Here is a 25,475-nt window from a genome sequence, read left to right as displayed (position 1 = left end):
TATCTCAAGAGGGCCTTGTATGCACTTGGCTTGGCGGTTTGACGTGTTCTTCGGCGTCTGGCGCCGGTGTCTGGGTGAAAGCCCCGGCGAACGACAGGTTCTCGTTTGGTCGCAATTTTGAGTGGCGACGCTCAGCCGATCATGCCGGATGCATGTGGGCGCTACCAGCGCGCGCCGCCTTCATATGACGCGTATCAGCCCGAACATGCCGCCGGACTGATGCTCCAGGATATGGCAATGGAACATCCAGTCGCCTGGATTGTCCGCAACGAACGCAATTTCGACGCGCTCGCGCGGGTCCATCATCGCCGTGTCCTGCCATTCGCTGTGGCGTGTCGGCTGACCGTTACGCGCTATCACCCGAAAGACGTGACCATGCAAATGCATCGGATGGTGCCAAGCCGTGTCGTTGATGAGGGTCAGGCGACAGGATTGGTTTCGTTTCAGTGTGAGGAATGGATCAAGGGTGTGCCCTTTGGCGGCAACGTCATTGATCGACCATAAGAGGCCGTTGTGCATGAGCGTTCGCATGTTGGCGCGCTGACCGTCCATTATCGCTGAAATCATGCCGCCCATCATCCCTCCGCCGAGCGTGATGTCGTGCCGCTCGGCATTCTCCAGATCGGGTTCCGACAGCGGATTGGCGGGGAGGCGGATCGGCTTTGCGTCTGCGAGATCCCGCAGTTGGGCCGCATCGTCATACGCAAGGTCCAGGAGTTTGTATTCACGGCGGCGATAAAAGGTATCGACTACACGGTAGCGCTTGCCCGGCTGTCCACGCAGATCGAGCAAGATGTCTGCTCGCATGGCGGGACCAAGGACGATGCGATTGTTGGCAGGAGCGTGCGGTTCGACCGGATGGCCATCAAGGGCAATCACCTGTGGTGTGTGCCCCTCGAACTCAAGACCGAAGATGCGTGCATTGGCAGCGTTGATCAGGCGCAGACGGATGCGTTCGCCGGCGCGGACGTCGAAGTTGCCGGGAATGCGGCCGTTCACGGTGACGGTGTTTCCGATGCGGCCGTTGTGGCCGACGTCGTGCAGGTTATTGAAATCGTTCTTGATCGATGCATCTTTCTGCAGGCGCCAGTCGCTGAGCACCCATGTGATGTCACGATCGACGGCGATCGGATTCCGCTCGTCGACGATCAGTGCTCCATAGAGACCGCGCGCGACCTGTGCGGAGCTGTGATGATGCGGGTGATACCAGAACGTACCCGCATCAAGGCAGTCGAACTCATACGTGAAGGTCTCGCCGGGGCCGATCGGCTTCTGGGTGATGTGCGCGACACCGTCCATGGCATTGGGTACGCGCAGCCCGTGCCAATGTACGGTCGTTTCCTCGGGCAATCGGTTCTCGACCAGCACCTGGATGCGGTCACCCTGACGGACCCGAAGTTCCGGGCCTGGAACATTGCTTCCATATGACCAGACATCTGTGTCGGGACCGGAAGCGCCAAAAATAGACTGACGGCTGGGAGCGGCAATCAGTCTGAATTGCTTGATCGGCGATTCTGGAGCGGGTGCGGCACGAAGCAAGGATGCTGTTGTGGCAAGACTTGCGCCGGCGAGGAGAATTGCTCGTCGGTCGAGCATCGAAGAGTGAATTGGTGTCATTGATCGTCATCCTTGGGCTGCTGCGGAGGGCTGGAAGCGCTACCCGTGTGTCAGAAGAGACATACCGATACCGCGCACACGAGGCGCTATCGCGGAACGCGACGCGCCTTAGGTCCGGATAACAAACTTTGGAGGGGATGCGATCGGCGGGGCGATCCATTCAGTACCCGAAGGGGTCGCGACCTGATCAAAAGTGATGAGAGGAAAAGCAGGAAGGATAAACTCCGCCGCCGGAATCGCGACCATGCTGCTGCACGGTATGGCGCATGCACATTCGGTCATTCTGCTGTCGCCATCGGCGCAGCCGTCACATTCCGCTGACACGCTCGCTTCAGTCGCGGTGAAGGTCATTCGGGCGTCCATCGCAATTGCCTGGGCACCATGTGTCATGTGCCCGAGCAGCAGAGCGAACGTCAAGATCAGCGCTAGAAATGGCCGGATCGTCTTCAGCGTCATTGTTGCGAGATAACAACATGCCCATACTGTTGCCAGTCCAAGAGGTGCGGCAGATCGTCCTTGAGCGTGGGAGTCGGCAGCTCTCCCGTCCGCTTGCAATCAGTTTTCCCGGCGGGATCGTTGCGGGTCGGCTTGCGGCGCGTCGCGGTGCGCAAGCCGGAAGCTCTGGAGGGGGAGACCCGCAAGCTGACAACGCATCGCGTTCAGGCAGATCGTGTCGCAACAGTCGAAGGAAATACTGGGTTGAGATATGACAGGCCTTGGCGCAAACGACGATCTGACGTAAGTGTTATGCATAGTACTCAGCATCCAATTCTCGAGATAAGCCACATTCATGTTGACGCATGTCGACAGATCAATGCGACTGAGGGCAGGACTGCTACTCGCGGTGATCTATCAATTTTGCGTGTTGGTGCCGGGTCTTTCCTTCGCGTTCAGCGAAGCGCGGAAAGCGCAATGTCTTGCCGACGAGAACCGCGCTGCGGGCATTGCGCATGTCCACGGTCAAGATGCTCGTACTGTACAACACGCCGATGTTGACTTTGAAGCCGACAAATATTCGAGCCCGCTTTCAAAGCAAGCGCGTGGTGAACGCGGGCCGTCAGTGTTCACAGAAGCGCCATCATCTGATCAGCACAAGTCTGCAGACAGTCAATGCTGCGGACTGACTTGTGTAACGGCGTTGCCGGCGACGGTTACGGAATTTGTGCAGCCTTCGGTTCCGCCGTCGCTTTGCGTGGGCGCCCTCAACCGTAATGTCGCGGACAATGCTCCAGTTCGCCTCTATCGTCCCCCCATTTCCTGATCTGAGCTTGACGAGTTTCGGAGTCGTGCCCCGCTAAGGGCGTGCGAACCTGATTCATCGTCAGTTTCTCGAAGGCATATGCGCCAGAGCGTTGGGCGAACTTGGCGGTCTATTCAGAGCCAAGATCTTAGGTTTGGCGCCTGTCGTCATGCTCGCGCTGTCCTGCAGCTTTTGAAGCGGTTTGAAAACTGACAACGGCGAAACGCCATTAGTCGCGCGAGAGGATGTTCACCCATGATGAACATCCCTGAAGACTTTGCGCGCGACTACCACAGCGACCCCGGGATCTTAGGAAAGAAGCTGTATGACCGCGCTTAGGAGCCGCCTTGGCTCGCCCAACATTCTGATCGCTCTGCTCGTCGCTCTAGCAGTTATTTTCTTCAATTGGCTCGTGTGGCGTGCGCAATGGCCGCTCGAAATCGATGTCAACGAGTCTTGGAATGCTTATCAGGCGACAGACTGGCCGCCGGGTTGCCGCTCTATCCTCCGTCTGACGCGCTGATCGCGAATAACTATCCTCCTCTTTCATTCATCCTGGCGCATTGGCTTACGAGAGTTTTGAGCCTTGACGCCATAATTATCGGTCGATGTCTTTCTCTGCTCGGTATCCTTATAACTGCAGCTGGTTGCGGCCTTTCCACCCGGATCATGGGCGGGGGAGCGGCAGCCGTAACACTGTCCGTCGCGTGGTACGTCGCTGTGATGTCGCGTCATTTCGACATTTTCGCCGGCATGAACGATCCGCAGATTTTCGCCGGCAGTATCATGATGGCGGGTATGGTCTGCTTTATCGTCGCCTACCGCGATCGCCGCTCAGTGATCCCGGCATTTGCCCTGATGGTATTGGCAGGCTTCTTCAAGCATAATCTGTTCGCGACGCCTGCGACCGCGATCGTTTGGCTGCTGATTCACGATCGGCGCACGGCCATGAGAGCGATGGCGGCGTCGACCGCACTGATTGCCGTCGGCTTCGTAGCCTCTACGATCGCATTCGGGCCCGATTTTCTGTATCAATTATCGTCGCCGCGAGAGATCCGGCTTTTCCGTATCGTCCAGCGTATCGGACATATGCAGTGGATCGCTCCGGCCGGCGTGATTGTCATCATCTGGATCGTGCAGGCGCGAAACAGTTGGCAGGCACAATTTTGCGGGCTTTTCTGCCTTTGCGGTTTACTCAGTCACCTCCTCCAGCAAACCGGCGAGGGAGTCGACACGAACTCGCAGTTCGAGCTTGTCACGGCTATAGCCATCGGTCTCGGACTTGCGTTGGGCGGCATCGGCTGCCGTCAGGCAACGTCACGTATGGTGAAGACTACTATCCTGGCCGTCGTCATCTTGCGCTTGCTTCTGATTTCTCGCTTCGAACCCTATCTGGTCCTGACGAGCCAGACGTACCGGGACAACGCGCAGCGCAGTTTGACTATCGTTGCGAAGGAGACAGACGCTATCAGGAAAAACGTCGGCTTGGCCGTATGCACCATTCCGACGGTTTGCCGGCAGGCCGGCCAGCCATTCGTCGTCGACAGGTTCATCATGCATCAGAAAATCGCCGTCGGCCTTCTATCCGCCGCGGAATTGGATGCCCGTATACGGCAGGCTGGAATTTCGATTGTACCAATAGATCCGGATGCCAGTACGCGCCTCCTCAGTTCAGAGGCCAAGATTAGCCATATTCTCGATCATCGACGCGGCTTGCTTCCGCCTCACCCGGCGCCAACTCTGTCGGACAGCGGCCATTCAGCATCGTGGTGTGGGGGGTGGCCGGCGGCGGCATCGAAGTCTCATTGTCGCTGAAGGAGGCGGAGGTGCGCACTTTCGCAACGGATTTGAAACTGATCATTAAGATGAGAGGCAATCGGGTCAATTCGCGGTGATATCGTTTCGACAAGTAGAATCAGGAATGGCTTTTGAGACAATGTACTAGGGGGTATTATGGTTGAGTGGATTTCAAAAAGGCTGGTTGGATTTCGACGGACTGCTCTGCTTGCTATTGTTATGATGATTGCCGTGTCCTGTTCGGTAGGGACTGCATCGGCGCAGATGATCGGCATTCGGTCGAATCCGCCTTACAGTGTCATCGAGAATGGTGCTCGCGACGGTATCGTGCTCAAGACGGCGCTTGCTGCTCTTTCGAAGATCGGAATTTCCGGAACGACAACGGAGATACCGGCCCAGCGCTTCTATAGAGACGTGGAAGAGGGCACCCTCGACATTGGAATCGACGCGACGCCAACTCCGGCGCGTGAGCGTGGCTCGTGGTTTTCCGAGCCGATATTCACCGATTACGTCGTTATTTTCGTGCTCAAAGGCAAGACTTTTCCGTTCGAGACGATAAATGATCTTGCTGGCAAGAAGCTGGGGGGGCGGCTGGGCTTTTCGTATGGCCTTTTAGATCAGTATTCCGAGATAACAATCGAACGGGTCAATACGCAGGAGCAGAATATCGACAAGCTGCTGGCCGGCCGACTCGACGGCATTATCGCAAATTTCGTGGCTGGCGAGCTAGACTTCGCCGCACGTAACTCCTTGGACAAGGCCGTCGCAGTCAACAAGGTTCCTCTGGCAATGACGTTGTCCCGTAAGAGATATACTGAACGAGACCTGGCACGCCTCAATTCTGCGCTTGGCGAACTGAGAGTTGATCCGGATTTCCTCAAGCTGCTCGGCAATATTCCAAATATGCCAACTGAACGACGGGTAGTTTCGAAGTAGGTGCGCGAGCCATCTCCCTAAGATCGCATAAATCTCGATCGTTAGCCCTGGGGGTCATGGTGAGGCGACTATTTTTGAAAGTGTTTAATCTAGTTCGTTGCAGCCTCATGCTCCGGGTTCTCTTGCCGGTTGGGGGGCTTTTGGTTGCCCTCGTCGCTGGATCTGTTATCGGCGTCCTTATTAAGGATCGAGAGACTGCGCGCACCGCGTTGAGCATCAAGACAAAGCTGATTGCAGAGATTGCCGGCCGCAGCGCGGCCGACATACTCTGGAATTTGGACGCAACGGCCGGCAGGGAATTGCTTGGAGCTCTCGCTGTTGATCCCGAATATGTAGGAAGCGCAATTATCGACGACCGAGGCGACGTATTCGTCGCAAATGGCGCTAAGTTTTCAGAATCCGGTTCGATGATCGCCGAGAAAGTGCCTGTCGTCCGAAATGACAAGGGCCAGAAAAAAACTGTTGGTGCGCTTGAGCTGCGCGTCTCGACGGCGCTCGCTGATGAGAATGTTTTCCGGGAAGGCATCTTATTGAGTCTAATTGGCGCCGGCTTGCTCGTTGTCGTCTGCGGCCTCCTGTTCGGGATTCTCAGGAGGTCCACCCGGCCGATAGTAGCCTTAACGAATGCCATGGCTGAATTGTCCTCGGGCGGACTCGACACCATCATCCCGGCGCTTGATAGGCAGGACGAAGTCGGCCGGATGGCACATGCCGTCGAAGTGTTCAAGCAGAATGCCAATGAGGTTGCTCGGCTCAACGGTGAGCGGGATGCGATGAAGAATCAGGCCGAGCGCGAAAGATTCGATTTGCTCAATCGTATGGTTGGCCAGTTCGAATCGACTGTCTCTTCTGTCGTCACCAGCATCGCGGTCGCTTGCACCAAGGTGGGTACAAGAACGGAAGCGGTGGCCAGCAGGATGACCCAGGCCGAGCAAAACAGCCGCGCCATCATGCAGGCAACCGGCAGCACGTCGGACAGCGTACAGACCGTCGCTTCCGCAACCCAAGAGTTATCTGCATCCATCGACGAAATTACGAATCGGGTCCAAGAGTGCGCTACGATAGCCAGTATCACCTCCAACGCCGCTGAGGGCACTTCCGGGACGATCGCCGAGCTATCAGAGCAGGCACAGAAGATCGGAAACATTGTCCGGCTGATCCACGAGATCGCTTCGCAGACGAATCTTTTGGCTTTGAACGCCACAATCGAGGCGGCGACGGCTGGTGTTGCCGGCAAAGGCTTTGCCGTGGTTGCGCAGGAAGTAAAGTCACTCGCCGCTCAGACAGCGAGTGCGACGGGCGAAATCTCGGCGAACGTCCAGGCGATACAAGCCGCCACCGCACAAGCTGTGATCGAGATTCGACAGATTGCGGAGGTCGCTAATCGCTCTCGTGAGATCACCACCAGTATTTCCAGCGCCATCGAGCAGCAGAGTGCTGCAACTCGTGAGATTTCGAGCAGCGTGTCACGCGCCGCGTCGGGCACACAGATTGTAGCGCAGAACGTATCTTCGGCCGTCGCCAATATTACCGAGGCAAGTGCAGCCACACAGGAGTTGCTCTCCGCCAGCCAAAAACTTCTACAGGAATTTCAGATGTTGCAAGATCAGGTTCGAGCCTTTGTATCGACCGTTCGCGCGGCAGCCTAACGCGCGAGCAATTGCCTTAACCTCTCAGCGCATTTTGTGATGCCGAATTTTTAAATCTTGTCGTTCATTGAACTCGCTTGCGTCGGATGAGCCAAGCGATCAACGCCTAATATTATCGCTTCTATCCCGTTCCTTCAACTCGATTGCCGCAGGAACATCCTCGATGGCAAGCGGGCGCAGCGGCTCGGAAGGGATCATGGCGATCTGGACGGGGCCCCGTGTCGTCCGATTGTTCAGTGGCCATCCGTGTCGAGTCGACGCCGGCGGCACACAATCCCTAGAGCGATCATTTGACGGAAGCATATCCGGCGTTGGTGAAGTAGGTGCTACATTCGGCGGGTTGGATTGTGGCAACGAGACGACCGATGTGTCACCACGCGTCGTCGATGGTGCGCTTCTGGGCGAGGCGCATCCAGTGCTTGATCTTGGCGAAGGCCTGCTCGATCGGGTTGAGGTCGGGTGAGTAGGGCGGCAAATACCAGAGCCTGGCGCCGGCAGCACGGATGATGCGGCGCAGCGCCGCCGACTTGTGGCTGCCGGGATTGTCCATGATGACGATGTCGCCGGGCCTGAGTGCTGGCACGAGCTGCTGTTCGACATAGGCGCGCAAGTCTTCACCGTTGATCCCGTCGAAGACGCAGGGGGCGGTGAGGCCATCGCAGCGCAAGGTGCCGAGGAAAGTCATCGTCCGCCGGCGGCCATCGGGCGCGAAGCCGCGCAGGCGCTCGCCCTTCGGTCCCCATCCGCGCAGCGGGGCCATGCTGGTCTTGATCCAGGTCTCATCGATCAAAACCAGGCGCCGGGATCGAGGCCAGCCTGCCATGACGGCCAGCGGCGTCGCCGGCGGGCGACGTCGGAACGGGCCTGCTCAAGGGCGAGCAGCGCCTTTTGAACCGCAGTCCCTCGCGCCGCAGAAATTGCTAGACCGCGTTGTGTGACACACAGACGCCGCGCGCCGCCAGTTCGTCCTTCAACCCGTGCTGCGTCAGGTGCGGTGCCTGGCTGATCCGCGCGTGAATGAAGGCGCGATGCGGATCCACCGCTTGCGATGCCCACCCACCTTGCCGGGCTTCACCGAGCCGGTCTCCCGATACTGTTGCGGCCACCTCACCACCGAGGACACCCCGACGCCGAACCGTGCCGCAAACGACCGGCAGTTCGCCCGTCCGGCACCGCAGCAACAACACGCTCGCGCAGATCATTGGAAAGAGGTCGCGTCATCAGATGCTGGCCTCCCGCCCAGCCAGCATCTTGAATCGCGGCCGGGCGAACTTTCGCAATCCGTTTGAAACTGATCGCTGGGAAGGAATGTAGTCGCTCCCGCTCGCGATGATATTGTTCCAACAGGTGTAAAGCCGCAGCGAAGATGCGGCGATAGGCAATTTATAGGACGCGATCCATAAACAACGTTTTAAGTTCGGACCAACTTCAATATCGACTACAAAAAAAGGGGGAAACTAAATGGAATATCGTACTAAGGCAGTGGCAGCGGCAGCGCTATCACTCGCTACTCTCGCACTAACTAGCTTCGCTTGGGCCGCAGACGTGGCCCCAATGCCTGCCAAGGCTAAGCCCATTATCGACGTGCCGTTCTTTCGCGTGAACGATAACCGTCTTACCTACGCCTACCAATTTACCGGAACCTCGCCAGGAAAGCCGGGTGAGACGGCAAAGCAGGTTGTCGCTTTTACCCACTTTGACGTGTGGGCTTACGGTACGAACTTCTTCAGCGTCTCTTTGATGAAGTCAGACGGTGCCGATTATGCTGTTCCCTGCCGCTCCCCTGGCCAGGGTTGCGCCGGTGCAACCGAGATCTACGGACTATTCCGGAGCACATTGGGCTTCAACGAGGTCTTCAATACCAAAGCCTTCTCTGCGGGTCCGATGCGTAACGTATCGTTTGTATTCGGAGCGGACGCAAACACCAAAAACGATTTCTTGGCCCCGGCGAAACGGGCTGTTGTGGCCGGTCTGCAATTTGGCTTCGACCTGCCTTATAAGGGCTTCTTCAACGTCGCGCCGATGTACTATCAGGAATGGAATCACAACTCGTTTCTGCAGACAGGTACCATAGTTGGCCCATACCCAGGTATTCCGGATGGAGTCACGCGCTTCAATCCTACCTGGGCGGTCGAGATGAACTACTACATGGATCTCGGCTTTCTGCCTGAAAGCATCAATTATTTCTCCGTTAGCGGCCGCGCCGGATTTTACGGTCCTAAGGGAACTGGTGCGGCTCCGGGCCTCGTTTCGCCCGCCAGTGCCCCGTGGGTCGGTCAAAATCCCCCGGGTATGGTCACTTGAAACTCCCCCACTCGATAATCGCGGTCAGCGCCGCTGAACAGCGGTAGCCGATCAGGCAGGACGTTTATTTTCGGTCCCTTTAACCAGCAAGGGGCCGGGGAGTTGAACGTCTTGAAGCCACACCTGCAAAGCACGGTATTTACGTTACTCGATCGCAACGCCAGCCAGCGCGAGATCCACAGGCTGACGGGGGTCGACCGCAAGACGATCCGGCGTTACCGGGCGCTGCGGGCTGGTACGGAGGCAAATTCCCCCGGGGAAGTGACCACCGGCCCGGTGAGCGCGGACGGCCAAATTCCTCCACCCCGACCACCGGCTTCTGGGGCATCGGGAGCGACGGCCGCCGGCAGCCTGGCCCGTTCGGCTTGCGAACCGCATCGGACGTGGATCGAAGAACAGGTCCGCCTGAAGCGGAATGCGCAGGCGATTTACCAGGACCTGGTCGATCAATTTGGCTTTCCGTCCAGCTACCAGAGCGTCAAGCGGTTTGTGCGCACGTTGCGACACAGCGATCCCGAGCAGTTTGATCGACTTGAGTTCCTCCCCGGCGAGGAGGCCCAGGTCGACTATGGCGAGGGCGCTCTGACGATTGATCCCAGGAGCGGCCGGTACCGCCGTCCCCGCCTGTTCGTGATGACGCTGCGCTACTCGCGGCGCAGCTTCCGGCGGGTGGTGTGGCAATCCAGCCAGCAAGTCTGGGCGCAGCTCCACGAAGAGGCGTTCCGGTATTTTTGGCGGGGTCCCCAGCTATGTCGTGCTCGACAACCTGAAGGAAGGCGTCCTCAAGCCGGATTTGTACGAGCCCGAGCTCAACCCGATTTACAGCGCGATGCTGGCTCATTACGCCGTGGTCGCCGATCCCGCGCGGGTGGCCGATCCCAATCGGAAAGGATGCGTCGAGAGCGCGATTCAACATACCCAGGGCACCGCGCTGGCCGGACGGCGCTTCGAGACACTGGAAGCCCAGAACGAGTTCTTGAGGCACTGGGAGGAGAATTGGGCCTCCAAGCGAATCCACGGCAGCACGCGGCGTCAGGTCGAGGCGATGTTCCAGGAGGAGAAGCCCCACCTGCGGCCGTTGCCAGTGGCTGCCTTCCGCATCTTCACCGAGGTCGTTCGGACCGTCTGCGACGATACCACCGTGCGTGTTGATAGCAGCTATTACGCCGCGCGGCCTGCGCCCATCGGCAGCCAGGTCGTGGTGCGGATCTACGCCTCGACGATCGAGATCCGCGATCGCCACACCCATGCGCTGCTGCGTGTTCATCCCCGGATGGCGCATCCCGGTTCGGTCGTCCTGCCGACCAGCGAACGGCCGTTCAATCCGTCGCGGCAAACCGCGGTGCTGCTGGCGAGCGCCGAGCGCATCGGTCCGCAGACCAGGGCGCTCTGCCAGCAAGTGTTCGACACCGAGGGGCGCCCCGGACAGCGCGCGATGTGGGGCATTGTCGGGCTGAGCCGGAAGTATCCGGCACGGCTGGTCGAGCAGGCCTGCGCGCACGCCATCGGCAACCGCATCTACCGTTACAAGCACGTGCGTGCGACCGTCGAGCGGTTGTTCGAACAGGCGATCGCGCAGGTTGGAGCGACGCCACAGCCGGCATCGCCGCTCACCCAGGATCATCCGCTGATCCGCGCTCCAGCCGAATACGGCGATCTCTTCAGCCGTGCCGCGCGGCACGATGCCGGCGCCAATGGCCGGCAGGCCGAGGCTCACGACGACCGCGCCCCTGCAACCCGCGCTCGTGGCGCCTGCGCAACCCCGACCAGCTCCGGCGCCACGAGCGCTCCCGCGGCTTCTCACCTCAAACTGGAGACCAAACCACATGATGACCATGCCGGAAATTGAACGTTGCCTGCGACAGCTGCGCCTGTCGGGCGTTCGCGACACGCTGCAGACGCGTGTGCTGCAGGCGCAGGGCGCCAACCAGCCCTTCCTCGAGACCTTCTCCCTGATCCTGCAGGACGAACTGGACCGTCGTCAGTCCCGCCTTATCGAGCGACGATACCGGCAATCCGGGCTCGACGAAAAGCTCACGCTCGCCGAGTTCGACTGGTCCTTCAATCCCAAATTGCCGCGCCAAACCTGCTTCCAGCTCCACACCCTGGCGTTCATCGCCGCCGGCGAGAACGCGCTGCTCGTCGGCAAACCTGGCACCGGGAAGTCCCACATCGCCAAGGCGATTGCCTATCAGGCGATCCTGCAAAGCCACAAGGTCCAGTATCTTGAGACCGACGACTTCTTCCACCGCTACGTCCTGAACTCCCCGGCGCAACGCGAGGTCCGGCTGCGAACCATCATCGACTGCGATCTCCTCGTGCTGGACGATCTGTTCCTCGCCCGCGCCATCCCTGACGACGCCGGCGCCTTTGCTGCAGACCCTGATCCATCAGCGCTACAAACTGCGCCGCAGCGTCATCGTCACCTCCAATCGCGTCGTGCAGGATTGGGGAACATACCTGGGGGACAACACCATGAGCACGACGATCCTCGATCGCCTGATGCATTATTGCCATCTGCTCGAGTTCGATGGACGAAGCTATCGGCTCAAAGAGGCCGCTGAAGCCCTTGCCCGGGAAACAATGTCAAACTAACAATCATCATGTCCTGCCTCGCGGGGTGGAGGAATTTGACTGACCACACCCGGAGGAATTTGAAGTGACCCGCGGCCAGTGATACCAAGACCGAAATCAACAGTGAGCCGATCCGTCTGACGTTCGACGCCAGCAAGGCCCTTTGGGGTCCCAAGTATTCTCATTTCGTCGATGTTTGGGTTGCCTATCGCTACTGGAAGAACAAGTTCGGACAGGACGATAGCAACGTGGCTAACCGCGTGTGCTTCACGGCTGCTGGAGTGAACAATGGCAGCTGTACCGAAAAGTCGTTGTATGCCGGCGTAAGTGTAAAGTTTTAAGTCAAACCTCCCCTTGGCAGCGCCGCGTCTCCCCGCGGCGCTGCTTTTTTTCGCTCAGAGGCGAAAATTCCGCTTTCCTAAGACAACATTTGCCCGACGGTATCCGGGCCGGCACACGGATTCGTTTGATGCAGCGAGACGCGACGGATCAGTGCTGTGAGAGTATTCCTTGAAACTTGACGTGAGTCGCAACGCATGCCGCCTGCATGCTTACGAAGACCGACGTCCGCGCAACACGAAGGTCACGTCGGCGGGCATGTGGAACACGTCTGAGGCCATTGATATGCGCAGGCCATTTCTCGTGAAGGGTGATTCATTGAAAGAGATGTAGCACCTTGCGACGTGATACATTCGATTGGCTACGTGGATCATACCAGACTGGGAAGAAATTGACATCAGCCCAATGTCGATCGTTTCTGTAACTCTTCATGCCGGTGTTCGTTGAGCCCCACCAAAGCTCCCTGCGTGGCTAACGGGAATCTATTTCCTTCCCCCCGATAATGTCTGGATCGACGGGAGTAGCGCCTACCAGGACAAGACAGCATCAATGATCCTTCTTAGGCGAACCGAGATACAGCTGATCGTTCCGTCGGGACCGGGACTCGAGTTGTGCAACAAGCCACCTGCTTATTGAAGATGAAGGCGCCGGCGTGCTCCGGTCAGGCGGAGGCCGCTCATTTGTAATGGCTGAAGAACTGGAAAGGCGCTCACTGTCTGCTTGGTCTCGCCGCCAAGCGACAAGGGACGCGTTACTCCATTGAAAATCTCTAATCAGCGGCACCGAGAAAGCTGTTTAGCATGGGTGGCCGGCAAAGAACTGTCTGAGCCGTCCGTAAACCCGTGCCAGCAAGCCGACCCCAGAAGAAATATAGCGGTCGCAAGGTTTGTATCAACGTCTGCCTAGCCAGGCAGCCGGTCCTGCAAGCGGAGAAGCGCGATGCGCTCGATTTGTTCAAGGGCCGTCTTGAACTCCGCAGTGATGTCGTTCTTCAGCCGCATCTCGAAGTTCGTCAGGATCTCGTCCTTGGTGCGGTTCTTGACGGCGAGGATGTAGGGAAAGCCGAAGCGGTTCTTGTAGGCTTCATTGAGTGAAACGAAGCGCGCGAGTTCATCCGGTGTTAGCCGGTCAAGTCCGGCCGAGCTTTGTTCGTTTGTCGAATCAGCAGTGAGCTGATTTGCCAACGCGAGCCGCCCCGCAAGATCTGGATGCGCGTCAACCAGCGCACGCTTTTCGGCGTCGTTCATGGATCGCATTGTGTCGACGAGTGCGCGATGAAGGCCAGATGCCGTGTCATGTGCGGCGGACAACCCAGTTCGATGGGTCAACTCGGCGATTTGCGGCGTATGTTCAAAGATGTCGCCAAAGACTTCGACAAAAAGAGCCCGCGGCATAGAACTCGGCACATAACCGCCTGCTGGTTCATGGAGTTTGATCCAGTGCCGCGCTATGTCGCAGCGTCGCGCGATCCAAACGCGTTCATGTCCCTGAACATAGTCGAGAAAGCGGGATAGCGCTGCGGCACGGCCTGGTCGCCCAGCAAGCCTGCAGTGCAGACCGATGGAGAGCATCTTCGGTGCAGTCTCGCCCTCCTTGTAAAGTGCGTCGAAAGAATCCTTAAGGTAGTTGAAGAATTGATCGCCCGCGTTGAAGCCTTGCGGAGTTGCGAAACGCATATCGTTCGTATCCAGCGCATAGGGCACAATAAGGTGTGCGCCGTGCGGGCCCGCAACCCAGTAGGGTAGATCGTCGGCATAAGAATCCGACGAGTAGAGAAAGCCTTGCTCCTCCATCACGATTGAGGTCGTATGAGCCGAAGTGCGCCCTTGGTAGAAGCCGAGCGGGCGCGTGCCCGTTATCTCCGTATGGATGCGGATCGCTTCCAGAATATGGGCACGTTCTTCGTTCTTGCCGAAATCCTTGTAGTCGATCCATTTCAGCCCGTGGCTTGCGATCTCCCAGCCGGCCTCCTTCATGGAAGCCACTATATCCGGTGCGCGTTCCATCGCATTTGCAATGCCATAGACTGTGACGGGCAGGTTTCGTGCCGTGAACATTCGGAAGAGCCGCCAATAGCCGGCGCGAGATCCATACTCGTAGATCGATTCCATGTTCATGTGCCGCATGCCGGGCCAAGGCTGAGCACCGACGATTTCCGACAGGAAAGCTTCGGAAGCGGGATCGCCGTGAAGAACGCAATTCTCGCCGCCTTCCTCGTAATTGATGACGAACTGCACGGCAATTTGTGCGCCGCCTGGCCATTGAGCATGTGGCGGCGTGTGACCGTAGCCGAGGAGGTCGCGCGGGTAGGTGGTCTTCATGTCACGATCCCCGATAAGTCGAGTAGCTCCACGGGGAGATCAGGAGAGGTACGTGGTAGTTGCCATCGGGCTCAACGATCGTGAAGCGCAGCGGCACGAAATCAAAGAACGGCGGCTCGGTTGTTTGCGTCCCGTTTTCCCTAAAATACTGCGCTACATCGAAGACGAGTTCGTAAGTCCCGGGCTTGAAAGCGTCGCCAGAAAGCAAAGCTTCGTCAGTGCGGCCGTTGGCATTTGTGACGGCTTCCTTCACAACGCTTCTCGCCCCGTCGGCGACGGTTCGATATAGCGTCACTCTCACATTCCTTGCTGGCTGTCCTTTGGTCGTATCAAGGACATGCGTCGACAAATGACCCACCAATGTCTCCTTCTTCATTTGCTAAACAGCCTAATGGATTACCGCGCGGATCATTTTAAGGTTTTCTTTGAAGATGTTGAATTCTTTTGTTTCCTATTAAAGACCGCCCGTGACGCTAACGTCGCACGGCTCGATCCCGCCTGTTTGCAGGGCGAGCAAGGGACAGCAAAAAACACAACAATCCAGGAGGAAATCATGCAACCAACAGTTCATCCAGTAGATGAGGTGCTGCCAGCGCCGAAGCTACTGGCGTTCGGGTTTCAGCACGTGCTCGTCATGTATGCCGGCGCGGTCGCCGTGCCGCTTATCATCGGGCGGGCGTTGAAACTGCCACCGGAGCAAGTGGCGCTACTCATAAACGCCGATTTGTTTGCTTGTGGCATCGCCACGCTTATCCAGTCTTTCGGGGCGGGGCCGTACTTCGGGATTCGCTTGCCGGTCATGATGGGCGTCACTTTTGCCGCCGTTAGTCCGATGGTCGCCATGGCCAACAATCCCGATCTCGGTATCTTGGGTATTTTCGGGTCAGTTATCGCAGCCGGTATATTCACAGTGCTGGTTGCGCCCTTCATTAGCCGGTTGCTGCCCTTCTTCCCGAAAGTGGTGACCGGAACGATTATTTTGATGATAGGGATTTCGCTGATGAGAGTCGGCGTTAACTGGGCCGCCGGCGCTCCAGCGCCACATCTGCCCGGTTATGGCGACAGCACACACCTTGCAGTGGCTGCTTTTGTCATGGCGGTGATTTTGCTGATAACAAAGTACGTAAAAGGCTTTTTCGGCAACATAGCCGTCCTCATCGGGATCGTCGCCGGCTGCCTGGTTGCGGTCGCACTCGGAAAGATGAGCTTTACGAAGGTCACCAACGCCAGTTGGTTCGACATCATCGTGCCCTTCCAGTTCGGAATCCCCAAGTTCGACTTCATTGCAATCGTCACGATGTGTATCGTCATGATCGTCGTCATGATCGAGTCGGCTGGCATGTTCCTCGCGCTCGGCGAAATGACCGGAAAACCGGTGAAGCGGGATGACATGACGCGTGGCCTGCGCACGGACGGTATCGGCACGTTTATTGGCGGCATCTTCAATACGTTTCCCTACACGTCTTTCTCGCAGAATGTCGGCCTTGTTGGCGTGACAGGTGTTCGCAGCCGCTACGTTTGCGTAGCCGGTGGCTTGATCATGTTGACGATGGGACTCTTGCCGAAGCTTGGTGCACTCGTTGAATCCGTGCCGCTGTTCGTGCTCGGCGGCGCAGGCATCGTCATGTTCGGCATGGTTGCGGCGACCGGCGTGCGCATTCTGTCGGATGTCGACTACAAGACTAATCGCAACAATATGTTCGTCGTTGCGATTTCAATCGGATTCGGCATGATCCCGCTCGTTGCCCCAGACTTTTTCAAGTCATTGCCAAAATCACTTGATCCTCTCCTGCACTCGGGAATTCTTCTGTCTGCGATTAGTGCAGTCGTGCTCAATCTCTACTTCAATGGCGCCAAGAATGAAGAGGCCTCTCTCGAAGAGGTCCGCGAAGCTGCCATGCAGGCCGAAGCCGGGCATTGAGGTTTCATTGATAATATCGAGGTGCGCCAATGAAATTGGCGCACCTCTCGTTGTTTCAAAGAAGTCTGTAGCGAAAGCTATTTGTCTAGTCGCTTTCCGACCCGCGAGAGGTTATCTCGGATATGGTTGCGGCCTTCCTCGAACAGCATATCGGAGAGTAATTTGACGTTCGGCGAAAGCAATCGGCGCGATGGATAGAGAATTGACAAAGTCAGAGGTGGCGGACGGAAGTCCGGCAGAACGGGCACCAGCGCCCCGGATGCTAGATGGTCCGCCACTTCGAACACCGGCTTCAGCGCGATGCCAGCGCCAGACAAGGCCCAGCCTGTAAGAATGTCGCCGTCATCGCTGTCGACGGGACCTCTCACCGGCAGGGTGATTGGCCTGTTTTGTACAAGCAATGTCCAGCGAAACTGTTGCGATCCAGGAAATCGCAATAGCAGGCATTTATGCGTTTTCAGATCTTCAGCGACCTTCGGGACGCCGCTCTGCACCAGATAGTCTGGCGACGCGCAAAGAATACGTTCAACATCTGCAACCTTGCGAAGAACGAAGGTGGAGTCGTCGAGCGACGCCATTCTGAGCGCGATGTCGATCCCTTCCGCGATCAGGTCAAGCAAGTGGTCGGATAACCGCAATCGGATGTCGAGTTCCGGATGAGCCGACTGAAAACGCGTGACCATAGGTGCGACCAGACGACGGCCGAGACCGAGTGGGGCCGTAACCTTGATCGCACCGCGAGCGCCAGTGACGCTGGATTCGGCGCGCTCCACCGCATCCATGACATCAATGCAGCGCTCGAAGAAGGATCGTCCGGCCGCGGTTAACTGCATCTTCCGGGTCGTGCGATTGAGCAAGCGGCAATTCAGCCGTTGTTCGAGTGATAAAACCCGATGACTGACAACGGCTGCAGATAGTCTTAAATCCCGCCCGGCTTCCGAAAAGCTACCCTTCTCAACGGAACGTACAAATACGCGGATGTCCTCAAGCAAGCCCATAGCTCACCGATCTTCAGAATTTATTTGAAGATACTTGTTTTTTTTAAAAGATCAACAAGATGAATTTCTCGCCTAACGTGCCCCGACGAAAAGGGGGAGAAAGACCTAATGGATCCGATTTTTGCGGAATGGGGCGGTTTGCTATTGCGGTGGGTGCACGTCATCACAGGCATAGCGTGGATCGGGTCATCGTTCTATTTCATGCATCTTGACGCTTCGCTGAAAGCAATTCCAGAAATACCCGTTGGTAAAGGCGGCGCCGCTTGGGAAGTGCACGGTGGCGGCTTCTATGAGGTCAAGAAATATCTGGAAGCGCCTGTCCATCTCCCCAAGGAGATGATCTGGCACAAGTGGCAATCCTATTCGACGTGGATTTCCGGTTTCTTCCTGCTTGTTTGGGTCTACTACGCCGGAGCAGACCTCTATCTGATAGATCCGCAAGTGCTCGATCTGCCACGCCTCGCGGCGGTGGCCATTGGGATGGGTGGGCTTGCCACTGGCTGGCTCGTTTATGACGGGCTATGCCGTTCTCGGCTCATCAAGCATGAGGTGGCGCTTGCGACAATTGGATTCGCTTTTATCGTATTCATGGCATGGTGCTTCCAGCATGTCTTCTCGGGTCGCGGTGCTCTCATTCACACCGGTGCGATGATGGCGACCATGATGTCGGGAAATGTGTTTTTCACCATCATCCCGAACCAGCGCAAGATCATCGCTGAATTGCTTGCGGGGCGCACGCCGGACCCCAGTTTAGGTAAACAAGCCAAGGCACGTTCTACGCACAACAACTACCTGACGCTGCCTGTCTTGTTCTTGATGCTCTCTTCCCACAATCCGCTAACCTATTCGACCCCCTACGCATACGTCATTGTCGGGCTGGTGCTTATCGCAGGTGCTCTTGTTCGGCATTACTACAACGTGAGCCACGCGGGTCTTGGCCACCCATTGTGGACATGGGCGGTGGCGGCGGTATGCATCTGGTTGGCGCTGTGGATCAGCTCGGCCTCGTCGCCGATTGGCCGGGAGCGACTAGGCCTCAAGCCGCTTCCCGAAGTCAAATTTGCAGTAAGCGCGCCGAAAGCACCCGCACATGTAGCCGATATCGTGATGGGTCGCTGCAGCATGTGCCATGCCACAGAACCTGTTTGGCCCGGCATAGGTATTGCCCCAAAGGGTGTATTGCTTGATACGCCGGAAATGATCGCGCGCAACAAGGAAGCGATCCGCATGCAAACGGTGATTACACACGCCATGCCGCCCAATAACCTAACAGAAATGACCCGTGAGGAACGACGTAAGTTGGCCGAATGGAGTGAATCGAGATGACTCAGCGGAGGTCATCCTGAGCGCTGGAGGCCTGGCGCTCAGAGAGGTCGGACACTGAATGCAAGATTTTTCGACGCCCGCTGAGCACAGCAGCCAGCATGATCAAGTCAGGAGATGCCAAGCATTGCAGCCGATCGTGGCTTACAGTCAGACGGGCGGAAACCCAAACTTCATCATCCGCAGCGACAGGATTGATCTGCGAGTTGTGCATGCAGGACAGGCTATCCAAGTGCGCCGCTAAGTGGATTCGGATGGAAAAAACGAGGAATGGTTATGTCAGCTTTAAAAACTTCCGTTCATGCGACAACTGCGGGCGTCTTTATGCCAGATGCCGGCGCGGTCGCCGCTCGTCTTGATGAACTCGGCCTTGTCAGCGACGAGGCCGGCATGCTCACCCGCCTGTATCTTTCACCTGCGCACCGCAAGGCGATCAATCTCGTGGATGGCTGGATGCGTGAAGCGGGAATGAGCACGCGGCTAGACGGCGCTGCCACACTAATCGGGCGCTACGAAGGAACGAGGACGGATGCGCCAGCGCTCCTCATCGGTTCTCATATTGATACGGTGCGAAACGCCGGCCGTTTCGATGGCAACCTTGGTGTTGTGTCAGGAATCGAGGTGGTGCGGGCATTTCATGCGGCGGGCAAACGTTTTCCATTTGCGATTGAAGTTGTTGCTTTCGGTGACGAGGAAGGCGTCAGATTCGACAGTACGCTGGGCGGATCGCGCGCGTTGGCTGGAACATTCGATATGAACGCGCTCGATGAGCGCGACAGCAATGGTGTTTCGCGCCGGGAGGCGCTCACAGCGTTTGGATGTGATGTTTCCTTGATTGATCGATCCGCGCGTACGCGCCGGGATACGATTGGATATGTGGAAGTCCATATCGAGCAAGGTCCTGTGTTGGAGATGCATAACATTCCAGTAGGCGTTGTGACGGCGATCAACGGTGCATCACGGGGCAAGTTTGTTTTGACGGGCAAGGCGAGCCATGCCGGTACAACGCCGATGGATCTGCGCAAAGATGCGCTCGCGGCCGCAGCAGAGATCATTGTCATGGTGGAGCGATACGCGCATGCGGAAGCTGATCTTGTAGCTACCATTGGGCAGATAGAGACACCCGGCGGCACGATCAATACCGTGCCCGGCCTGGTGCGTATGACGTTCGATGTGCGTTGCCCTTCGGACGAGCTTCGTCATAATGCTGTCGCTGACATTCTCGCCAATGCGCGCGCGATTGCCTCGTCGCGCAAGGTCGCGATCGATATTGACATCTCTCACGATGCACCAGCTTCTCCTTGCGACGAGCGTCTCTCCCGCGCATTGGCGCAAGCGGTGGAGCGTTGCGAGTTGCCGCTGCTGACGTTGTCGAGCGGTGCGGGACATGACGCTATGGCATTTCGCGGAATTCTGCCCTTCGCGATGCTTTTCGTGCGTTGTCGCGACGGCCTCAGCCACCATCCCGACGAGTATGCAGCACCGCAGGACATCGATATCGGCGTGCGCGTACTTGCCGAGTTCATTCAAACACTTCACAACCAACAGGTAGATAAGTGACAATAAGCATCGAGAAAATTCAGGATCTAGTGGCGGCTCGCTTTGACGAAGAGACGCAGTTTCTCGCCGAACTGGTCAAGATTCCGTCTGATAATCCGAGAGGAGATTGCAAAGCGCACGCCACGCGCGCAGCCGAGTTGCTCGAACGCCTTGGTTTTACTGTTGAATGGCACGCTGTTCCTGACAACCTCGTAAAGCAGAGCGGGATGATCAGTGCAACCAACCTGGTTGTTCGTCACCGTTTCGGCGATGGCCCGGTAGTTGCGCTGAACGCGCATGGTGATGTCGTGCCGCCGGGCGAGGGCTGGACACAAGATCCCTACGGCGCGGCAGTTGTTGACGGTTGGATGTATGGGCGTGGTGTTGCGGTATCGAAATCGGATTTTGCCACGTATGCATTCGCTCTCGATGCTTTGAAGCGCTCGGGACTAAAGCTCAAAGGTACGGTCGAACTTCATCTGACTTACGACGAGGAGGTTGGTGGCGAGATCGGTCCAGGCTGGCTTTTGTCGCAAGGCATTACCAAGCCAGACTTGGTCATTGCGGCAGGCTTTTCCTATGCCGTTGTCGAGGCCCACAACGGATGTCTGCATCTCGAAATCGAAGTGACAGGCAAATCGGCCCACGCCGCAATTCCGTTCACTGGCATTGATGCACTTGAAGCGACTACGCCGATCCTTGCGGCGCTATATGGCTACCGGAAGAGTCTTTCAGCGAACATCTCTGCTACACCGGGTATTGGCTCGCCGCAATTGACCGTCGGCCTAATCAGCGGCGGCATCAATACGAATGTGGTGCCTGATCGCGTTACGATGCGCCTTGATCGACGCATGATTCCGGAAGACAACCCGCAGAATGTCGAAGATGAGCTACGGCGCGTTATTGCTGAAGCTGCAACGGCTCATCCGCATGCGAAGGTGAACGTGCGTCGCGTTCTCCTTGCGCGTCCGCTAACACCGACGCCCGCGTCAAAACGGCTCTCCGAAGTCATCAGAAAGCACGCAACCGCAGTGTTCGGCGAATCTATCGAGGCGAAAGGCGTGCCGCTCTATGCGGATGCAAGACTCTATGCAGAGAAGGGCATTCCAACCGTCATGTATGGCGCCGGGCCGAAATCGCTCGAGGAGGCGAATGGCCACCGGGCGGACGAAAAGCTCAAGCTTTCGGACCTGCAGAAAGCCACCGAGGTGATCGCCCTCACACTCGCCGATCTGCTTGACTGACCTGCGGAGAGCTGCGCGCAAGAAGGTTTCATCCGGTGGATCGATTGACTGGAATGCATGTCTTCACACGCGTCGTCGAGACCGGAAGCTTTTCGCGCGCAGCGACCGATCTTTCGCTGACACAACCGACGGTCACTAAGCATGTCGCAGCTATTGAGCGTACGCTCAACGTACAGCTCCTCAATCGCAACACCCGCGGCATCAGTGTAACAGAGGTCGGCGCGCTGTATTATGAGCGCTGCAAAACCGTCCTTCACGAGGTTGCTCTAGCGGATGAACTCGTCGGCGGAAAGCAGCGGCAACTGCAAGGGCTCGTGCGAGTCACCACGTCCATAGCGTTGGGGCGTCGGATCATTGCACCGCTCGCCGTCTCCTTTGTGCGCAATCATCCAGATGTGCGCATCGATCTGTCTTGCGACGATCGCTACGTTGATCTCATCGGGCAGGGTGTCGATCTCGCGGTCCGCATGGGTCGACTCGCGGATTCTACCTACGGGGCGAGGCGTCTCGGCTTCAATCCATGGGTGATCGTCGCGTCGCCAGAATATCTTGCGCGATTTGGAAAACCTGCCACCCTGCGGGATCTCGAGGGGCACGAATGCCTAGTCTATAGCACCGTGCAGGAAGATGATATCTGGCAAATGACGATGCCGGATGGGGGAGAGGTCGCGGTGCCCGTCCGCGGCCGGTTGCGCTCAAATAATCTGGCCACGCTGCTTCACGCGGCAAGAACTGGCCTAGGTATAGCGAGCTTGCCACACTATGTGGCTGCCGCCGCTCTCGGCGAGGGCCATGTATGTCGTATCCTGGAAGATCATACGCCGCAGGGCCAGGAAGTCCACGCCGTATTCCCGTCTCCGAAACGCGTGCCTGCAAAAGTACGCTTGTTCGTCGATATGCTGCTTGGCCGGTTTTCAGGCACGTGGTGGCTCCCTTCGAAAGAATATGAAGAGACCTCGCTGTAGTGCGGCTCGAGATCATTCCTTGTTGGAATAGATGTTATGAGTGCCACTCGCCTACTGCCTTCCGGTGCGCGACTTACAATCGATGCATGTTCTGGGAGGATTTAGCATGGCGCGCATGACTGCAGCCCAAGCCGCTGTTTTGGTGATGGAGATGGAAGGCGTTTCGGTCGCCTTTGGTGTTCCTGGAGCGGCTATTAATCCGCTTTATGCAGCATTGCGGCCGCGGAACAAGATCCAGCACTTTCTCGCGCGCCACGTCGAAGCCGCGTCGCACATGGCGGAAGGTTATACACGCGCGAAGGCGGGGAATATCGGGGTCTGCATAGGTACGTCCGGACCAGCTGGCACCGACATGATTACCGGGCTGTACTCCGCAGCGGCCGATTCGATCCCAATTCTCTGCATCACCGGTCAAGCCCCGCGTGCACGCTTGTACAAGGAAGACTTTCAGGCCGTTGACATCGAGTCGATCTCCCGGCCGGTCACTAAATGGTCGGTTACCGTGCGCGAGCCCGCGCAGGTGCCCTATGTCTTCCAGCAGGCATTTTTTGTGATGCGCTCGGGCCGTCCTGGTCCTGTGCTGATTGATCTGCCCTTCGATGTGCAGGTCGCCGAGATCGAGTTTGATCCGGATACCTATGTGCCGCTCTCGATTCACAAGCCGCAAGCGACGCGCGAGCAGATCTCAAAAGCCCTGACAATGCTGAACGAGGCTGAGCGCCCGCTCATCGTGGCCGGTGGCGGCGTGATCAACGCAGACGCGGCGAGGCTGTTGGTTCAATTTGCGGAAATCACCGGTGTTCCCGTGATCCCGACGCTTATGGGATGGGGTGCGATCTCAGACGATCACCCGCTGATGGTAGGCATGGCGGGTTTGCAAACCAGCCACCGTTACGGCAATGCGACGATGCTCGAGTCTGATTTTGTGCTTGGCATTGGCAATCGTTGGGCGAATCGTCACACCGGCGGAATCGATACTTACACCAAGGGCCGAAGATTTGTGCATGTAGACATTGAGCCAACGCAAATTGGTCGCGTGTTCATGCCTGATTATGGCATTGTCTCCGACGCAAGGGCGGCACTGGAGCTCTTCGCGCAAGTAGCGAAGGAGATGAAAGAAGGCGGCGTGCTCAAGGATCGCAGCGCCTGGCTTGCCGAATGTCGGGAACGTAAGCGGACGATGCTGCGTCGAACGCATTTCGAAGACGCTCCGATCAAGCCGCAGCGCGTCTACGAAGAAATGAGCAGGGCCTTTGGTCGAGACACAACGTATGTCAGCTCGATTGGCTTGTCGCAGATTGCTGCGGCGCAATTCCTGCACGTCTTTGAGCCGCGCCAATGGATCAATTGTGGCCAGGCTGGCCCGCTTGGCTGGACAATTCCGGCCGCTCTTGGCGTCGTTGTCGCGAAGCCACAAACCCCAGTGGTTGCGATTTCGGGTGATTACGATTTTCAGTTCCTGATTGAGGAACTGGCTGTCGGTGCGCAGTTCAACCTTCCTTACATTCAAGTGTTGGTGAACAATTCTTATCTTGGCCTAATCCGTCAATCACAGCGCGGCTACCAGATGGATTATTGCGTCCAGCTCGCCTTCGACAACATCAACGCGCCCAAACTTAAGGGCTATGGCGTTGACCACGTCCAGGTCGTGGAGGGCTTTGGCTGCAAGGCAATCCGCGTGACAAAACCAGAGGAGCTTCTGCCGGCATTCAAGGAGGCGCAGGCGTTGATGAAAGAACACTGCGTGCCAGTCGTCGTCGAGGTAATTCTTGAACGCGTAACTAACATCGCCATGGGTACGGAACTCAACAACATAACCGAATTTGAAGATCTCGCGCAGAATGCGGCGGATGCGCCAACCGCAATGGCGATGCTCGACTAATAGCGGTCGCTTAGGAGCGCTCCATATGCAAAGAATTTCTGCCAATCTATCGATGCTATTTACTGAACTGCCCTTCATGGATCGCTTTGCGGCTGCTGCGAAGGCGGGGTTCAAGGGGGTGGAGTATCTGTTCCCCTATGACTTCGCCAAAGAGGAAATCAGTGCTGAGCTCAAAGCGCACGGACTCGCGCAGATTCTGTTCAATCTCCCGGCCGGAAACTGGAGTGAGGGCGAGCGCGGCATTGCGTGTCATCCTGACCGCGTCGGTGAATTTCGCGTTGGGGTGGCCAAGGCGATCGAATATGCAAAAGCTCTCGGTAACACGCAGGTCAACTGTCTCGCCGGCGTCGCACCCGCAGGCATAGACCACGCGACATTGCGGAGGACTTTTGTCGAGAACTTGCGCTACGCGGCAGCGGAACTAGAGAGCGCAGGAATTTTGCTGATTGTCGAGCCGATTAATTCCTACGATATCCCCGGCTTCTATCTAAATCGCTCGGCGCAGGCGCTTGATATTTTCGATGAGGTAAGGTCGGGAAATCTCAAGCTCCAATATGACATTTATCATATGCAGCGCATGGAAGGCGAACTAGCCGCAACGATCGAGAGACTCCTGCCGCATATCGCTCACATCCAGGTTGCTGACAACCCAGGTCGCCACGAGCCCGGCACCGGCGAGATTAACTATTCCTTTCTGTTCGCACACCTCGATCGGCTCGGTTACGAGGGTTGGATCGGTGCTGAGTATAAACCGAAGACTACCACAACCGAAGGGCTTCGTTGGTTCGGAGCCGTCGTCAATTGATCGCGTCCTACGTATTGGAGA

General features: G+C 57.3%; 16 protein-coding genes and 5 pseudogenes. 15 read left to right on the top strand and 6 right to left on the bottom strand.

Features of this window, described 5'->3' with window-relative positions; genetic code table 11:
* Positions 1–180: 180 nt before the first annotated feature.
* Both BN32_RS15610 and BN32_RS15605 read right to left on the bottom strand, forming a co-directional pair.
* Positions 181–1,596: a multicopper oxidase domain-containing protein gene (locus tag BN32_RS15610; RefSeq protein ID WP_019199418.1), complete on the bottom strand. Its 1,416-nt coding sequence runs from the start codon at positions 1,594–1,596 to the stop codon at positions 181–183.
* Between the two features lie 129 nt (positions 1,597–1,725).
* Positions 1,726–2,073, bottom strand: coding sequence for a hypothetical protein (locus tag BN32_RS15605; protein ID WP_019199419.1), 348 nt, complete (start codon positions 2,071–2,073; stop codon positions 1,726–1,728).
* Between the two features lie 334 nt (positions 2,074–2,407).
* On the opposite strand from BN32_RS15605, the gene BN32_RS26870 reads away from it, so the two are divergent.
* The 4 genes from BN32_RS26870 (at position 2,408) to BN32_RS15585 (ending at position 7,239) form a co-directional block, all read left to right on the top strand.
* Positions 2,408–2,878 carry a hypothetical protein gene (locus BN32_RS26870; RefSeq protein WP_152343766.1) on the top strand — a complete coding sequence of 157 codons (471 nt, stop codon included), beginning with the start codon at positions 2,408–2,410 and terminating at the stop codon, positions 2,876–2,878.
* Between the two features lie 405 nt (positions 2,879–3,283).
* The gene (locus BN32_RS15595; RefSeq protein ID WP_152343767.1) at positions 3,284–4,672 is read left to right on the top strand and encodes a hypothetical protein; all 1,389 of its coding nucleotides are present in this window, start codon (positions 3,284–3,286) and stop codon (positions 4,670–4,672) included.
* Between the two features lie 138 nt (positions 4,673–4,810).
* Positions 4,811–5,590, top strand: a complete 780-nt coding sequence (locus BN32_RS15590; RefSeq protein ID WP_084494583.1) for a substrate-binding periplasmic protein — start codon at positions 4,811–4,813, stop codon at positions 5,588–5,590.
* 80 nt (positions 5,591–5,670) lie between these two features.
* Entirely contained in the window at positions 5,671–7,239 is a 1,569-nt protein-coding gene (locus BN32_RS15585) for a methyl-accepting chemotaxis protein (RefSeq protein ID WP_244438202.1), read from the top strand.
* A 286-nt stretch (positions 7,240–7,525) separates the two neighbouring features.
* Here the strand turns inward: BN32_RS15585 and BN32_RS15580 are convergent.
* Positions 7,526–8,460 (bottom strand): annotated as a pseudogene (locus BN32_RS15580) (IS630 family transposase).
* Positions 8,461–8,700: 240 nt separating this feature from the next.
* On the opposite strand from BN32_RS15580, the pseudogene BN32_RS15570 reads away from it, so the two are divergent.
* The 4 pseudogenes from BN32_RS15570 to BN32_RS27780 all read left to right on the top strand — a co-directional run.
* Positions 8,701–9,480 (top strand): annotated as a pseudogene (locus tag BN32_RS15570) (hypothetical protein); the annotation flags it as partial.
* A gap of 129 nt (positions 9,481–9,609) precedes the next feature.
* Positions 9,610–11,392 (top strand): annotated as a pseudogene (istA, locus tag BN32_RS15565) (IS21 family transposase).
* A pseudogene (gene istB / locus BN32_RS15560) lies at positions 11,370–12,138 on the top strand (IS21-like element IS1631 family helper ATPase IstB). Before istA ends, istB begins: the two co-directional pseudogenes overlap by 23 nt.
* A gap of 83 nt (positions 12,139–12,221) precedes the next feature.
* A pseudogene (locus tag BN32_RS27780) lies at positions 12,222–12,458 on the top strand (hypothetical protein); the annotation flags it as partial.
* 900 nt (positions 12,459–13,358) lie between these two features.
* Here the strand turns inward: BN32_RS27780 and puuE are convergent.
* Complete coding sequence (puuE, locus tag BN32_RS15555) at positions 13,359–14,777, bottom strand: allantoinase PuuE (protein ID WP_019199432.1); 1,419 nt, start codon at positions 14,775–14,777, stop codon at positions 13,359–13,361.
* 1 nt (position 14,778) lies between these two features.
* Entirely contained in the window at positions 14,779–15,135 is a 357-nt protein-coding gene (gene uraH, locus BN32_RS15550; protein ID WP_040426784.1) for a hydroxyisourate hydrolase, read from the bottom strand.
* Positions 15,136–15,330: 195 nt separating this feature from the next.
* Between uraH and BN32_RS15545 the strand changes: the two genes are divergently transcribed.
* Positions 15,331–16,698, top strand: coding sequence for a nucleobase:cation symporter-2 family protein (locus BN32_RS15545; protein ID WP_040426782.1), 1,368 nt, complete (start codon positions 15,331–15,333; stop codon positions 16,696–16,698).
* A 77-nt stretch (positions 16,699–16,775) separates the two neighbouring features.
* On the opposite strand, the gene BN32_RS15540 is transcribed toward BN32_RS15545, so the two are convergent.
* Positions 16,776–17,696, bottom strand: a complete 921-nt coding sequence (locus tag BN32_RS15540; RefSeq protein ID WP_040426587.1) for a LysR family transcriptional regulator — start codon at positions 17,694–17,696, stop codon at positions 16,776–16,778.
* Between the two features lie 108 nt (positions 17,697–17,804).
* Between BN32_RS15540 and BN32_RS15535 the strand changes: the two genes are divergently transcribed.
* The 6 genes from BN32_RS15535 to hyi all read left to right on the top strand — a co-directional run bounded on the left by BN32_RS15535 (position 17,805) and on the right by hyi (position 25,454).
* A complete protein-coding gene (locus BN32_RS15535) occupies positions 17,805–19,022 on the top strand; it encodes a urate hydroxylase PuuD (protein ID WP_019199436.1) in 1,218 nt (405 codons plus the stop codon).
* 273 nt (positions 19,023–19,295) lie between these two features.
* Positions 19,296–20,579 carry an allantoate amidohydrolase gene (locus tag BN32_RS15525; protein WP_244438185.1) on the top strand — a complete coding sequence of 428 codons (1,284 nt, stop codon included), beginning with the start codon at positions 19,296–19,298 and terminating at the stop codon, positions 20,577–20,579.
* Complete coding sequence (locus tag BN32_RS15520) at positions 20,576–21,802, top strand: ArgE/DapE family deacylase (protein ID WP_019199438.1); 1,227 nt, start codon at positions 20,576–20,578, stop codon at positions 21,800–21,802. Before BN32_RS15525 ends, BN32_RS15520 begins: the two co-directional genes overlap by 4 nt.
* A 53-nt stretch (positions 21,803–21,855) precedes the next feature.
* The gene (locus tag BN32_RS15515; protein ID WP_019199439.1) at positions 21,856–22,767 is read left to right on the top strand and encodes a LysR family transcriptional regulator; all 912 of its coding nucleotides are present in this window, start codon (positions 21,856–21,858) and stop codon (positions 22,765–22,767) included.
* A gap of 106 nt (positions 22,768–22,873) precedes the next feature.
* Positions 22,874–24,649 carry a glyoxylate carboligase gene (gcl, locus tag BN32_RS15510; protein WP_019199440.1) on the top strand — a complete coding sequence of 592 codons (1,776 nt, stop codon included), beginning with the start codon at positions 22,874–22,876 and terminating at the stop codon, positions 24,647–24,649.
* A 25-nt stretch (positions 24,650–24,674) separates the two neighbouring features.
* Entirely contained in the window at positions 24,675–25,454 is a 780-nt protein-coding gene (gene hyi, locus BN32_RS15505; RefSeq protein WP_040426584.1) for a hydroxypyruvate isomerase, read from the top strand.
* Positions 25,455–25,475 lie beyond the last annotated feature (21 nt).

Origin of the sequence: Afipia birgiae 34632, from assembly GCF_000308295.2 — a bacterium.
Taxonomy (GTDB): Bacteria; Pseudomonadota; Alphaproteobacteria; order Rhizobiales; family Xanthobacteraceae; genus Afipia; species Afipia birgiae.
The sequence above is the reverse complement of the archived record's forward strand: the minus strand, read 5'-3'. Positions and strand labels throughout refer to the sequence as shown.